We start from the raw sequence: 12,797 nt of genomic DNA, 5'->3' as shown, positions 1-12,797 counted from the left end.
GAGGTAGTCGGGAGGGCAGGAGCGCCCGTGGGCCGACACCGCGTCTGCGGTGCCGGCCCACGGGTCGTCACAGGTGGAACGGAGGCCCTGTGTGCTTGGCTGATGTCCGGTCAGTTGGCCGCGATGTTCCCGCCGAGGTCGCCCGGCGGCGCCCAGACCTGGCCGCCGTTCCAGAAGGTGTGCCAGATGTCGCCGCTGCCGGCTCCGCTGCCCTTCCAGAAGACGTCGATGGTTCCGTTGGGCTCCGACGAGGCAAACGGTGCGCTGCCCAGTGGGCCCATGCCCAGGCTGTTCGGGGCCTGCCAGCCCGACACGCTGCCGTTGCCGGGGAAGTCAGTGGCGGCTACGGCTCCGCGATCAACGACCCGCGCAACCGCGCCAACCGCCTGGAGATCGACACCAACGATCCGAAGGCAGCCGCCTACTTCGAGGCGATGCGGCTGACGAACGGCGTACCAGGCCAGACCCGAATCGTCCCATGGCCGCGGCCGCGGAAGGATCGAGAGGAAACGCTGATGTCAGGCAGCTACTACGTGAGGCCGACTGAACGGCACGGGGCACGCCGGGAGTTCACCACCGCCGACCTCATCCGGACCGCCAACGCACTCCGCCCCGACGCCTCCGTCTCCGGATCACCGTCCGGGGCAGACGCAACGATCGAAATCCAGATCCGCGGGCAGCTGCGTTACCACCGGATCCTCTACTTCGCCGACAGGCCAGTATTCGTGCTTCCCGAGCAGGACGAGCTCGAAGTCCCTGCCGCCATGGTGCTCCAGCTGCTGCAGCGTCTGGCACCGGATGTGGAGACGATCTGGTTCGCGGACTTCGACGGCGTCGTCCGTTCGCTCCAAGTGAGCGGCGGCGTCGATGACTTCGTCGACGCCCTTCTCTCCGATCAATACTCCAGGCCGCGAGCGGCTGCAGCTGTTCCAGAGCCTGACCGTGGATTGAGTCGACCAGTCCCGGCCGACCGGCGAACCGGGGGCACCTGCGGTCCGAACTACGGTGAGAGCGGTCGACCTTCGCCGAGACAGCACGCCCGCTAACCCGTCGACGGACCGCTCTTGCGCCCCCCTACCTTCACCCGGTGATGAACGTGACGACGAACAGCGCGGAGACCGGCGAGGACTTCCGTGCCTTGCGGCAGCGTCTCATCGGGCACTTCGAGAGCCTCGGCCCCGAACGTGCCCGAGGTGGACGACGTTTTGCTCCGCTGGGCCGCCGCCCTCCTCGACCAGGCCCCGGATGCCGGCTGGCCTGGCCGACCAACTGCTAGCCGCGCTCGCCGCGTCCGGCTGGTCGGCTCCCACCCGGGCCGGTCGATCTTCCCCGGGTATCCGAAGGTGTCCCGCCGTGGTCAGCCGAGTGAGTCCACCAGTTCGGCGATCGCCCTCAGCGGCTGGTGGGCCGCGAGTTCAGCGGCCAGCTCGGCGGCGTTGATACGGTAGGCCGGGTCGGCCAGGACCCGGTCGACGGCCTTGCGGAGCTCCGGTTCACTTGGGCGTCCGGTTCGCAGGTCGACGCCCACGCCGCGCCAGGCCACCCGGGCGGCCACTTCGGGCTTGTCCTCGCTGCCGCCGGCGACCACCAGTGGCACGCCGAAGGACAGCGCGGTGTGGACGCCGCCGTAGCCGCCGTTGCTGATCAGCACGTCGGCGTGCGGTAGCAGCTGGTCGAACGGCAGGTAGCCGGCGGCCCGGACGTTGCCCGGCAGGCCGCCGAGCGCCTCGGACAGCAGCTCGGGCCCGTCTTCGCGGACGGTGGCGGCGACCACCAGCAGGTCGGGGCGGTCGGCCAGCGCCCGCACCGCGGGGACGAGCAGTGCGGTCGGGTCGTCGTTGGCCAGGGTGCCCTGGGTGACTACCACGACCGAGCGGGCCGCCGTCAGGTCCGGCCACCACCCCGGCAGTTCCGCCTCGCCCCGGCTCTGCAGTGGCAGCGCGCCGATGTACCGCAGCGAGGCCGGCGCGTCGCTGCGCGGGTACTCGAACCCCGGGACGGTCAGCTGCAGGTAGTGGTCGGGCACGGCCACGGCCGCGTCCCCCCGTGGCCCCGGCGGCAGTTCGGCCCCGACACCGGCGAAGACCTCGGCCGCGTACCGCCGTAGCGGCTCGCCGCGCCGCGCCGCCTCGGCGTTCAGCTCACGTTGGCGGGCCCGCCCTTCCGGTCCTGCCTGGGGCGGTAGGGCGAGCCCGAAGGGCGCGGTGTCGACGCTCTGCAGCATCGGCGGGGCCACCCCGATGCTCACCACGGCCGGCCGCTCGCCGCGCGGGTGGGCCAGCGCCAGGGCCAGTGCGCCGTGGAAGAAGCAGTCGCCGAGCACGGCCGTAGCCGGGAACTCGGCCAGTAGCGCGCGCAGTGCCCGGTACTGCGCGGGGACCGGGTCGATGAAGATGTGCCGGGCGTCGAAGGCCAACCGCTGCGGCCCGGGCGGCAGCGCGGCCCGTCCCGGGAAGCAGTCGTTGATCCGGCGGTCGTCGAAGTCCGCCTCGGCCGGCAGGGCGACGAACCGCGCCCCGGTCTCCTCGGCGGCCTCGGCGAACCGCGCCCCGCCGAGGAACGCCACCTGGTGCCCGCGTGCCACCAGGTCGGCGGTGATCGCCAGCAGCGGCGCGGTGTGCCCGTGCGCGGGCATGGCGGCGGTGATGATCTTGGACATGTGGAACCCCCCAATGGCTCGGGCCGGTCCCCGCACACCCCGGCGTCGCTGTCGTCGCTCCTGCGCACCCGGCCCGCAGTGCAGGCTAACCCACCACGGCACATCCGCCCGCCAGGCGCGGTGTGGCGCGCTTGGCCGGGGCGGTCATGGTCGGTCTGGGCAAGCTCCTACAACTGCTCGAAATGGAAGGAGCGAATGAAGCAGTCTCGCGGCTGATTGATCGCGAACAGGACGCAGTCGAGAACGGATTGCGCGGTCAGTGGGTCAGTTGTGGTCCGGGAAGCGTGATCCCAGGCAGGGTCGAGTGGGTCGCCGTCCATGAAGTCCGGAGGGTAGAGCGAGATGACGCGGATGCCCTCGGGGCGCAGCCGGTGGGAGAGGACGTCGGCGAAGCCGGCCTGAGCAGCTTTGGCAGCGTAGAACGCGGGGTGCGCCTGGGAGCGGTGGTCCCTGGGTTCCGCGGCCGAGGAGACCAGGTTGACCACGTCAGCCCCGACGGAAGCGCGCAGCAGCGGTAGGAAGTGCTTGACCGTCAGCAGCGTGCCGGTGGCTCCGGAGGCGATGGTGTCGGTGATCGCGTCGTCGTCGGCGTCCCCGAGATCGGGGCCAGCCAGGTAACGGGCACCGTTGTTGATCAGTACATCCATCCGGTCGGTGCGGGCGGCCACTCCATCGGCGAAGGCCCGGATGGAAGCCGGATCGGCCAGATCGCAGGCGAACGCGTCGGCCTGCGCGCCGCTGTCGACCGCTACCTCATCAGCCACCTTCTGAGCCGTCGCCAGAGAACGCGCGGACACGAACACGCGCGCACCCAACCGACCCGCCTGAAGGGCCAACGCCCGCCCGAACCCGCGCCCGGCTCCGGTCACCACCACCGTGCGCCCGGTGAGATCCACGGGAACACCTCCCCTCTGTTCAATGTGATCCTATCCACCGCCGTCCAATGCACTGAACGCCCAAGTAGAGGCCCGACCTTGGCCGCAGGCGCGGGCCCGGGCCCGGACCGGCTGCAGCCTGCCCGGGTGATCGGCCGGTCCGGCGAGCCGCCCTCCCGTTGTTCATGGTCCGCGCGAGGGACGAACGCCCGGGGGCTCTGCGGCCGCTGTGGGCCGACGAGGCAATCGATCTGATGCGCTTTCGGGAATGCGAGGGGGCATGAGGATGGCATTCCGCGACGCGTCAGCGAGTCATTGACTGCGGAGAGTAGTGATAGGGCTACCGTGGGCCCGCCGAGGTGATCGTCAGGCCGCTCCGTGTCGTCGTCCCGGTGTCGGGGCGGGCCACTGCGGCCGAAAAAGGGGAGTACCCATGCCATTCGTTTCCAGCCGCTCTCGCCTGCGCATGGTCCTTGCGGCGATGTGCGGGACATCCGCGCTGCTCGTTCCCCCTGCACTGGCCGGCTCCGGTGTCGCTGCCGCCGAGACGCCTTCACCCAACAGCGCCTTCGGCGAGGGTGCGGTCATCAGGGTGACGACCGCTATGGTCGGCTCGCCGGGGAATCCTGCGGTGGGTGTCGTCCCGTTCACCGACGCCGTCTACCGGTCCTGCGCCGACGCCCCCAAGACACCGAGTGACTGCCTGATGGTCGGAGGTGTCGGCTATCCCTATGAGGTCGGGCAGCTCGAGGTCACCGTCGAACAGTGGGTGGCGTTCCTGAACACGGCCGATCCGGGCGGACACGACCCCCATGGCCTCTACGACGAGACGGAGAGTTCGACGCTGTGGCCGAAGTACGGCCAGATCAACTTCTCTGCCGATGCCGGCCGGGGCCGGCACTATTCGGTGGCGTATCCGGAATGGGCGGACAAGCCGTACGGATTCGCGAACTTCCTGAGGGCGGCGCGCTTCGTCAACTCGCTCTACAACGGTCGGCTGATCTCCAAGACCTCCAGCAGCAGCGGCAGTTTCCACTACGTCAGCTACCGGGTCCAGCTGTCACCGCGTACCGAGGGCGGGATGTACGACCTCGCTCGCCCGGACGCGACCCGAGCCCACGGTACCGGCTTCGTCATTCCGAGCCAGGATGAGTGGATCAAGGCGGCCTACTACGACCCGAGCGGTGGTGGTACCTACTCGTACTGGAAGTACCCGACCAACCCGGGAGTCTTCGGCGACGGCGACGCGACCGCTCCGCGCCCCACCGTTCTCAACCCCGCCACCGGCGATGTCACCAACGCGGCGACCCAACCGCTGGCTTCCTACCACGCAACGGGCCAGCCCGCGCCGAGTTGGTGCCCGGCGCAGGTGCGGCCGCAGGAGGAGTGCTCCAGCGTCAACCCGATCGGGCTCGACCCTCGCGCCTACGCCGACCTCTACCAGGGCAGCCTCAGTACGGTCGGCCAGACGAGGAGCACGTCGCCGTGGGGCACGCTGGATCAGGGCGGCAACGCGGTCGAATGGACCGACACGATCACCGCGCCTCCGTCCGGACGGAGCTCCGTGCGGGTCTGGCGGCGGTTGCACGGTGGAATCTCCAACGCGTCGGCCTACCAGATGTGGCCTTCGGCAGTCGGGCTACAGCCGCAGGACAACGTGTTCTTCAACCACACCTATCCGTGGCTGGGCATCCGGCTCGGAGTCGTCGGCGACCTGACGCCCCGCCAGCAGAACTGAGCAGGGGTCTGAACCACCGTCGGCAAGCGGTGCGAGACTCAGTCCATGAAGCCCAACGACCCTGAGGACGGCCTGTACCGTTACCCGCCTCGCCAGCGTCGAGTTCGGGTACTTCGGTCCGACCTTCGGCCGCCCGCACTATGAATCCCTCCCTTGGCGCGAGGAGGACTCCGAGCGGCCACTCGCCATTCCTCTCCATGCCCCGGCAACTCGCCACTCTCTTGGGCCGGATGGCCACCCCCACCCTCCCCGCCCCGCGAGGATGACTCGCCCCATCCCAGCTGTCGCGGCCGGGGAGGTGAGCACGTCGGCGAGGGCTTCTGTGCCCAGTCGCTGGTCTGCCCACAGACGGCCCGCGACCGCCTCGGCGAGAGGTTGCCTGCCCAGACCTTGCGGCCGGGAGCGGCCCGTCGAGGCGGCCCGATTTCCGTGAAAACAGTTGGGACAACAGCCTTTACTGTTATTGGGAATCGCGCTACGCGCATTGACCGGTGGCAGCCTGCGGATCCGCTTTCTGTTGCATTGACCTGCAATCTTTTTTCTCGCAGCGCTCATTGACGATCATTCAACGCCTCTGCTTTGCTACCGCATGCCAGGTGGTCGGCAGGGGTCGTGAACTCCCCACGTCAGCCCGTCAGTTCGACAGGACTTTTCGGGCAACTGAACCCCATGCCGCGGTGCGGACGTCCGCACGCCCGTCTGGTTCCCCATTCCCACATGCTGCCGCCGTGCCCCCACCCCGGTGCGGACGGCAGGAGAGAGGCTCCCCACATGGGCATGTCCCCCACCAACCGTTCGGCGCGCGTCAAGGCGCTGACCGCGCTCAGCACGCTGGCGCTCGCCGGTGCCGCCTTCGCCGCCACCCCGGCCCAGGCGAACCAGCCGGGCAACGAGCTGGCCGGCCCGAGCCACCCGTACCGGCACGGTGTCATCTCCGCGAAGGGCGCCCCCGCCGGCAGCACCGCGGGCAAGCGCACCTCCAACCTGAAGTACGGCGGCGGTGTCGACGGCATCGGCGTCACCACCGGCCCCGCCAAGGTCTACCTGGTCTTCGAGGGCTCTCAGTGGGGCACCCAGGGCACCGACGCCAACGGCTACACCACCCTCTCCGGCGACCCGATGGGCATCGCGGTCCGTGCCCAGCAGCTCTTCAAGGGCCTCGGCACCAACGGTGAGACCTGGTCCGGCGTCATGACCCAGTACTGCGAAGGCATCGCCAGCGGTGCCACCAGCTGCCCGTCGACCGCCGCCCACGTCGCCTACCCGACCGGCGGCGCACTGGCCGGCATCTGGGTCGACGAGTCGGCCGCCGCGCCGAACCAGGCCACCGGCAACCAGCTCGCCAACGAGGCCATCAACGCCGCCGGCCACTTCGGCAACACCACGGCCGCCTCGAACCGCGACGTGCAGTACGTGATCCTCTCGCCGACCGGCACCCACCCGGACGGCTTCAACACCACCACCGGCCAGTTCTGCGCCTGGCACGACTGGAACGGCGACACCACGCTGTCCGGTGGCGCGGCCTCCTCCCCGTACGGTGACGTCGCGTTCACCAACGACCCGTACGTGACCGACATGGGCTCCTCCTGCGGCCAGAACTACGTCAACACGGGCAACGCGGGCCTGCTGGACGGCGTGACCATGGTCTACGGCCACGAGTACGCCGAGACCATCACCGACCAGAACCCGGCCGGCGGTTGGACCGACTCGACCGGCCAGGAGAACGCCGACAAGTGCGCCTGGAAGGGCACCGGCGGCGTCGGCGGCGCCCAGAACGTCACCCTCGCGACCGGCTCCTTCGCCATGCAGGGCACCTGGGCGAACGACTACAACGGCGGTGCGGGCGGCTGCGAGATCTCGCACCCGATCGTCCCCTGATCACTGGGCGAACCCCGTGATCACCGGGTGAACACCGTCAGATCCTGAGCACCCTGGGTGAGCCGCTCGGCTCGCCCGGGGTGCTCGGCGTTTGCGGCCCGACAGGGCGCGCTCAGGGGGACGGTGCGTAGCCGCGGGTGCGGACGAGATCGTGGGTGAGGCGGGTGAAGGCGCGGGTGGCGGCGCTCTGGTAGGCGTCGGTGCGGTGCAGCAGGGTGACGGTGCGGGTGGGGAGGGAGGGTTCGAGGGGGAGGGGGTGAGGCGGGGGTGGTCGTGCGTGACGGCTTCGGGCAGCACGGTGGCGAGCGGGGTGCGCTGGACGACCTCGATGAGGGCCTGGATGGAGTTGGCCTCGACGGCGATGCGCGGGCTGACGCGCTGCTGCTCGAAATACCCGTCGATGTGGCCGCGAGTGGCGAAGTCGCGGCTGAGCAGGGCGAGTTGGCGATCGGCGAGCTCGCGTGCCGGTAGCGGGCCCGGCCGGTCGGCGGTGGGCTGGTGGGTGCCGGTGACCAGGGTGAGCGTCTCGGCGAACAGCGCGGTGGCGGTGATGCCGGCCAGGTGGGGGCCCTGGAAGGCGATGCCGAGGTCGAACTCGTCGGCCAGCAGGCCGGCTTCGATGCGGTCCTGGCTGGTCTCCCGCACGGTCAGGGCGATGCCGGGGTGGCGGGTGTGGAGTTCCGCGGTGAGCGGGCCGACCAGGTAGGCGGTGAACGTGGGGGTGACCGCCAGCCGCAGCCGCCCGCGGGAGAGGTCCCGCACGTCGTGGACGGCCCGCTCGGCGGCGGCCAGGTCCAGCAGCGCGCCGCGGGCGTGGTGGGCGTACGCCTCGCCCGCGTCGGTGAGGCGCACGGTGCGGCCCGAGCGGTCCAGCAGCTGGGTGCCCAGGGTCCGTTCGAGCTGCCTGACCTGCTGGGACAGCGTGGGCTGGGAGACGTGGAGCTCCTCGGCGGCGCGGGTGAAGCTGCCGTGCTCGGCCACGGCGAGCAGATAGCGCAGGTGACGCAGTTCCAGGGCCATGGACAGAACTATAGATGACAGCTATGGCTGCCATGGCTGGCCCGTCTTGGACACTATAGGTCCAGGTCATGCAGGGTGGATGTCACCCGGCCCCACGGGGCGGACAGCCACGAAAGGGAGTGACCCATGCATGACCTCGCCAAGGGCATCGCGCATTTCCAGCGGGAGGTCTTCCCGGCCAAACAGGAGCTCTTCGCCCACCTGGCCGCCCACCACGCCCCCCGCACGCTGTTCATCGGCTGCTCCGACGCCCGCGTCGTCCCCGAGCTGATCACCGGCTGCGAGCCCGGCGAACTGTTCGTCATCCGCACCGCCGGCAACCTCGTCCCCGCCTTCACGCTGGGCGCCGACGGCATCGCGGCGAGCATCGAGTACGCGGTCGCCCAGCTGGGCGTCACGGACATCGTCGTCTGCGGGCACTCCGCGTGCGGCGCGATGACCGCCCTCGCCGACGGCCACGACCTGAGCGGCGCCCCGGCGGTCGCCCACTGGCTGCGGCTCGCCGACGCCTCGGTGGCCCGCACCGGCACCGCCGGCGATGTGCCGGCCCTGGTGCGGCAGAACGTGCTCGCGCAGCTGGCGAACCTGGCCACCCACCCGTCGGTCGCCCGCGCCCTGGCCGAGCGGACGGTCACGCTGCACGGCTGGGTCTTCGACATCGCCACCGGCCGTGTCGAGGAGCTCACCGCGGCCGATGACGCCGGGAACCCCGCTGCCACCACCCACGGCGAGAAGCTCACCGCCGTCGGCGACGCCGCACCGCTCGCGGCCTGACCCCGCCTTCCCGGACCGGACCGCCTCTTCAGCCCAGCCCGGGACCGCCCCCTGCACTCGCCCGCCGCGCGCCCGACGCGCGAACCGGCACACCCCGAAAGGACCCCACGCATGCACGCCCAGTTCGACCCCACCGCCCGCCAGCTGCTGGCCGCCGAGGCCGTCGCGGCCAAGACCCGCAAGAACCTCTCCTGGCAGCAGCTCGCCGACGCCTCCGGCCTGTCGGCCGCCTTCACCACCGCAGCCGTCCTCGGCCAGCACCCCCTGCCCGAGGCCTCCGCCAAGGCGGTCGCCGAACTGCTGGACCTGGACGACGACGCGGCGCTGCTCCTGCAGGCCGTCCCCACCCGCGGCTCGATCCCCGGCGGCATTCCCACCGACCCGACCATCTACCGCTTCTACGAGATGCTCCAGGTCTACGGCACCACCCTCAAGGCCCTGGTCCACGAGCAGTTCGGCGACGGCATCATCTCGGCGATCAACTTCAAGCTCGACGTGAAGAAGGTCGCCGACCCCGAGGGCGGCGAGCGCGCCGTCATCACCCTGGACGGCAAGTACCTGCCTACCAAGCCCTTCTGACACATACTCCGATGGGGCGGGCCGCAACCCGGCCCGCCCCGGCCGCCCGACAACCTACGGAGAGCACCATGGACTTCATCCAGCGCACCATCGACCTCGCCCGCCAGAACGTCGCCGAGGGCGGCCGCCCGTTCGCGACCGTCATCGCCAAGGACGGCGAGGTCCTGGCCGAGAGCGCCAACAAGGTCGCCCAGACCAACGACCCCACCGCGCACGCGGAGATCCTCGCCATCCGCGACGCCTGCGTGAAGCTCGGCACCGAGCACCTGACCGGCACCACCATCTACGTCCTGGCCCACCCCTGCCCGATGTGCCTGGGCTCGCTGTACTACTGCTCGCCGGACGAGGTCGTCTTCCTCACCACCCGCGACGCCTACGAGCCGCACTACGTCGACGACCGCAAGTACTTCGAACTGGGCACCTTCTACGAGGAGTTCGCCAAGAACTGGGACCAGCGCCGACTGCCGATGCGCTACCAGCCGCGCGAGGACGCGGTGGAGGTCTACCGGTTCTGGCAGCAGCGAAACGGCGGCGAGCGCCGGGTCGCCGGCACCCCGACCGCCGGCTGAGACCGGGGAGCGGTCCGGGTCAGCCCTCGCTGGTCGCGCCCGGGCTGGCGGGAGTGCGCAGCTGAGCCGCCCTGGCGATGTCGTCCGTGGTGACGATGCCGACCAGCCGGCCGTCGTCCAGGACCAGGATCGGCGGTTGGGTGGTCGCATGGTCGAGGACTTCGAGGAGATCGTCGCCGGGCCCGGCGACCGTGCACTCGCGCAGCGGGCGGGCCAGCTCGCGAACCCGGATCGCGGCCCGCCGGGCGGACGGCACGGTCAGCAGCCGGGTCAGGTCGACCAGACCGCTCGGGCGGCCGTCGAAGTCGAGTACGGCGACCACCTGCTGGTGGGTGCGGGTGGCGAGGTCGGCGAGGAAGCGGTCCACGGTGAGCCAGTCGGGCCCGGCGGCCGCGGGCGCGGTCATGACCTGGGCGACGCGCACGCCCCGCAGCGCGGCGACCATGGTGGCGCGGCGGACCTCGGCCAGCGCCGAGGACCAGACGAACAGGCCGACCAGCACGAACCAGAAGCCGGCCGCGTCACCGCGCAGGACGGCGACGAAGCCGCCCGCCGACATCAGCAGGCCGGCGGCCTGGCCGGTGCGGCCGGCGACGCGCTCGGCGCGCTCCCGATCGCCGCCGCGCCGCCAGACCGCGGCCTGCAGCAGTCGGCCGCCGTCCAGCGGTGCGGCGGGCAGCAGGTTGAACACGCCGAGCAGCAGGTTGGCCCAGCCGTCCCACAGCAGGACGGCGGCCGGCAGCCGCCAGTGCGGCCCGTCCCACACCCCCAGCCCGGCTCCGAGGAACAGCCCGCCCAGCAGCAGGCTGGTCAGCGGTCCGCTGCCGGCCACGGTGAACTGGACGCGCGGGGTCGGTGCCCGGCCCATCCGGGTGACGCCGCCGAGGGCGAAGACGGTCATGTCGTCCACCCGGACGCCGGCGCGCCGGGCGGTCACCGCGTGGGCGGTCTCGTGCAGCAGTAGGCTCCCGGCCAGCAGTGCGGCCCCGACCACCCCGGCGACGCCGTAGGCGGTGGCGGAGCGGCCCGGCACCCAGGCCGGAAGGGTCTGGGCGGCCAGGCCGTAGCCGAAGAAGAGGAGCAGAGCGGGCGCGCTCCAGTGGATCCGCAGCGGTATGCCGAGGATCCTGCCCAGCAACGCGGTACCGCGCATCTCCACACCAGGTCCCGTCGTGGCGAGCGGTGGGCGCAGGCCACGCTTCCAGTGTTCACCCGCCCGCTCCGCGGTGCCTCGACGGCTGCGCGACGCGCCTACTTCTTGATGCCGACCCCGGCGTAGAACGACACGTCCGCGTCGGTGGCCCCCGCGGGCAGGCGGTGGGCGTCGCCAGCGGCGTCGGGGCGCCAGCGGTGGGCGGGGACGATGCCCGGCTCCAGCAGCTCCAGGCCCTCGAAGAAGGTCGCGAACTCGGCGGCGGGCCGCAGCTTGAGGGTGGTGCCGACCTGGTTGTAGATCTGCTGCACCTGGCAGGCACCCTCCGGGTCCAGCTCCGCCGTGGCGTGCGAGAGCACCAGGGCCGAGCCGGCCGGCAGCGGCTTCAGCAGCCGGTCCACGATGCCGCGCGCCTCGTCGAGGTCGGGGACGAAGTGCAGCAGTGCGACCAGCGACAGCACCACGGGCTGCCCCAGGTCGAGGGTCTGGGTCAGCTGCGGGGCGTGCAGGATGGTGTCCGGGTCGCGCACGTCACCGTGGATGTAGGCGGTCCGGCCCTGGGGCGTACTGGTCATCAGCGCCCGGGAGTGCGCCAGCACGATCGGGTCGTTGTCCGCGTAGACGACCCGTGCTCCGGGGACCACCGACTGCGCGACCTCGTGCAGGTTCGGCGAGGTGGGGATGCCGGTGCCGACGTCGAGCCACTGCGACAGGCCGCGCTCCGCCAAGGCCCGGGTGGCCCGCTGCATGAACCCCCGGTTCGCCCAGACCGCGGTCTTCATGGTCGGGAACACCGTGAGCACCCGTTCGGCGGCTTCCCGGTCCACCGCGAAGTGGTCCTTGCCGCCCAGGAAGTAGTCGTACATGCGGGCGCTGTGCGGTATGTCCTGCCGGATCTGCGTGCTGAGCGGTATGTCCTGCCCCAGATCGTCCGCGTTCATCCCCGACCCTCCCCTTGTGCCTGCTGCCATCTGGTCGAAGTGTAGCCAAGCTGATGATCATGCAGGTGACACCCCATCACCTGGCTGCTCCGGCTCACCCGGCCACTCCGGCCGACCTGGTCACTCCGGCCGGCGAGCGGATGCTCCTACCCGGCCCTCGGCCTGAAACGGCGTCAACGGACCATGGCCGGCCGCGCAGCCGACGACGGTCTGCAGCCGGGCGCCGCAGTCGCGGTGGTCGACCTCCCAGGGCGGGCCGTCCGGGTCGGCGGTGTAGCGGTCGCCCCACTGCTTCAGGGCGATCATCGCCGGCCACAGGTCCCAGCCCTTCGGCGTGAGCTTGTACTCGTGCCGGGTCCGCAGGCCGGGCTCGCGGTAGGGGACGGTCTGCATGATCCCGGCGGCGACCAGCTTGCGCAGCCGGTCCGCCAGCACGGCCTCGGACAGGCCCACGTGCCGGCGGAAGTCGTCGAATCGGCGGACGCCGTTCATGGCATCGCGCAGCACCAGCAGCGTCCACTTCTCGCCGATCAGGGCGAGTGCGCGCTGCACGGTGCAGTTGTCCGTGCTCAACTCCAGCCAATCCATGGGCCAATCCTAAGGCTGACTTC

Annotated in this window: 12 protein-coding genes and 1 pseudogene; 6 read left to right on the top strand and 7 right to left on the bottom strand. The window is 71.1% G+C overall.

Going from position 1 to position 12,797, the window contains the following annotated elements:
• Window positions 1-110 precede the first annotated feature (110 nt).
• Window positions 111-314, bottom strand: coding sequence for a hypothetical protein (locus E6W39_RS02105; protein WP_141631982.1), 204 nt, complete (start codon window positions 312-314; stop codon window positions 111-113).
• Between the two features lie 201 nt (window positions 315-515).
• Between E6W39_RS02105 and E6W39_RS02100 the strand changes: the two genes are divergently transcribed.
• The gene (locus tag E6W39_RS02100; RefSeq protein ID WP_141631981.1) at window positions 516-1,046 is read left to right on the top strand and encodes a hypothetical protein; all 531 of its coding nucleotides are present in this window, start codon (window positions 516-518) and stop codon (window positions 1,044-1,046) included.
• 311 nt (window positions 1,047-1,357) lie between these two features.
• On the opposite strand, the gene E6W39_RS02095 is transcribed toward E6W39_RS02100, so the two are convergent.
• Entirely contained in the window at window positions 1,358-2,659 is a 1,302-nt protein-coding gene (locus E6W39_RS02095) for a nucleotide disphospho-sugar-binding domain-containing protein (RefSeq protein ID WP_141631980.1), read from the bottom strand.
• Window positions 2,660-2,826: 167 nt separating this feature from the next.
• Window positions 2,827-3,555 carry an SDR family oxidoreductase gene (locus tag E6W39_RS02090; protein ID WP_141631979.1) on the bottom strand — a complete coding sequence of 243 codons (729 nt, stop codon included), beginning with the start codon at window positions 3,553-3,555 and terminating at the stop codon, window positions 2,827-2,829.
• A 412-nt stretch (window positions 3,556-3,967) separates the two neighbouring features.
• Between E6W39_RS02090 and E6W39_RS02085 the strand changes: the two genes are divergently transcribed.
• Window positions 3,968-5,272 carry a hypothetical protein gene (locus E6W39_RS02085; RefSeq protein WP_141631978.1) on the top strand — a complete coding sequence of 435 codons (1,305 nt, stop codon included), beginning with the start codon at window positions 3,968-3,970 and terminating at the stop codon, window positions 5,270-5,272.
• A gap of 771 nt (window positions 5,273-6,043) precedes the next feature.
• Window positions 6,044-7,150, top strand: a complete 1,107-nt coding sequence (locus tag E6W39_RS02080) for a hypothetical protein (protein WP_181799047.1) — start codon at window positions 6,044-6,046, stop codon at window positions 7,148-7,150.
• A 112-nt stretch (window positions 7,151-7,262) separates the two neighbouring features.
• On the opposite strand, the pseudogene cynR reads toward E6W39_RS02080, so the two are convergent.
• A pseudogene (cynR, locus tag E6W39_RS02075) lies at window positions 7,263-8,170 on the bottom strand (transcriptional regulator CynR).
• Between the two features lie 126 nt (window positions 8,171-8,296).
• Between cynR and E6W39_RS02070 the strand changes: the two are divergent.
• The 3 genes from E6W39_RS02070 (at window position 8,297) to E6W39_RS02060 (ending at window position 10,092) form a co-directional block, all read left to right on the top strand.
• Window positions 8,297-8,944: a carbonic anhydrase gene (locus tag E6W39_RS02070; protein ID WP_141631977.1), complete on the top strand. Its 648-nt coding sequence runs from the start codon at window positions 8,297-8,299 to the stop codon at window positions 8,942-8,944.
• Window positions 8,945-9,055: 111 nt separating this feature from the next.
• Window positions 9,056-9,523: a cyanase gene (cynS, locus tag E6W39_RS02065; RefSeq protein ID WP_141631976.1), complete on the top strand. Its 468-nt coding sequence runs from the start codon at window positions 9,056-9,058 to the stop codon at window positions 9,521-9,523.
• Between the two features lie 68 nt (window positions 9,524-9,591).
• Window positions 9,592-10,092 carry a nucleoside deaminase gene (locus E6W39_RS02060; RefSeq protein WP_141631975.1) on the top strand — a complete coding sequence of 167 codons (501 nt, stop codon included), beginning with the start codon at window positions 9,592-9,594 and terminating at the stop codon, window positions 10,090-10,092.
• 19 nt (window positions 10,093-10,111) lie between these two features.
• On the opposite strand, the gene E6W39_RS02055 is transcribed toward E6W39_RS02060, so the two are convergent.
• The 3 genes from E6W39_RS02055 to E6W39_RS02045 all read right to left on the bottom strand — a co-directional run bounded on the left by E6W39_RS02055 (window position 10,112) and on the right by E6W39_RS02045 (window position 12,774).
• A complete protein-coding gene (locus tag E6W39_RS02055; RefSeq protein WP_141631974.1) occupies window positions 10,112-11,245 on the bottom strand; it encodes a site-2 protease family protein in 1,134 nt (377 codons plus the stop codon).
• Window positions 11,246-11,343: 98 nt separating this feature from the next.
• Window positions 11,344-12,186 carry an SAM-dependent methyltransferase gene (locus tag E6W39_RS02050; protein ID WP_141631973.1) on the bottom strand — a complete coding sequence of 281 codons (843 nt, stop codon included), beginning with the start codon at window positions 12,184-12,186 and terminating at the stop codon, window positions 11,344-11,346.
• 120 nt (window positions 12,187-12,306) lie between these two features.
• The gene (locus tag E6W39_RS02045) at window positions 12,307-12,774 is read right to left on the bottom strand and encodes a winged helix-turn-helix transcriptional regulator (protein ID WP_141631972.1); all 468 of its coding nucleotides are present in this window, start codon (window positions 12,772-12,774) and stop codon (window positions 12,307-12,309) included.
• Window positions 12,775-12,797: the final 23 nt, after the last annotated feature.

The organism is Kitasatospora acidiphila (assembly GCF_006636205.1).
Classification (GTDB): domain Bacteria; phylum Actinomycetota; class Actinomycetes; order Streptomycetales; family Streptomycetaceae; genus Kitasatospora; species Kitasatospora acidiphila.
This window is presented reverse-complemented; position numbering and strand designations above follow the sequence as displayed.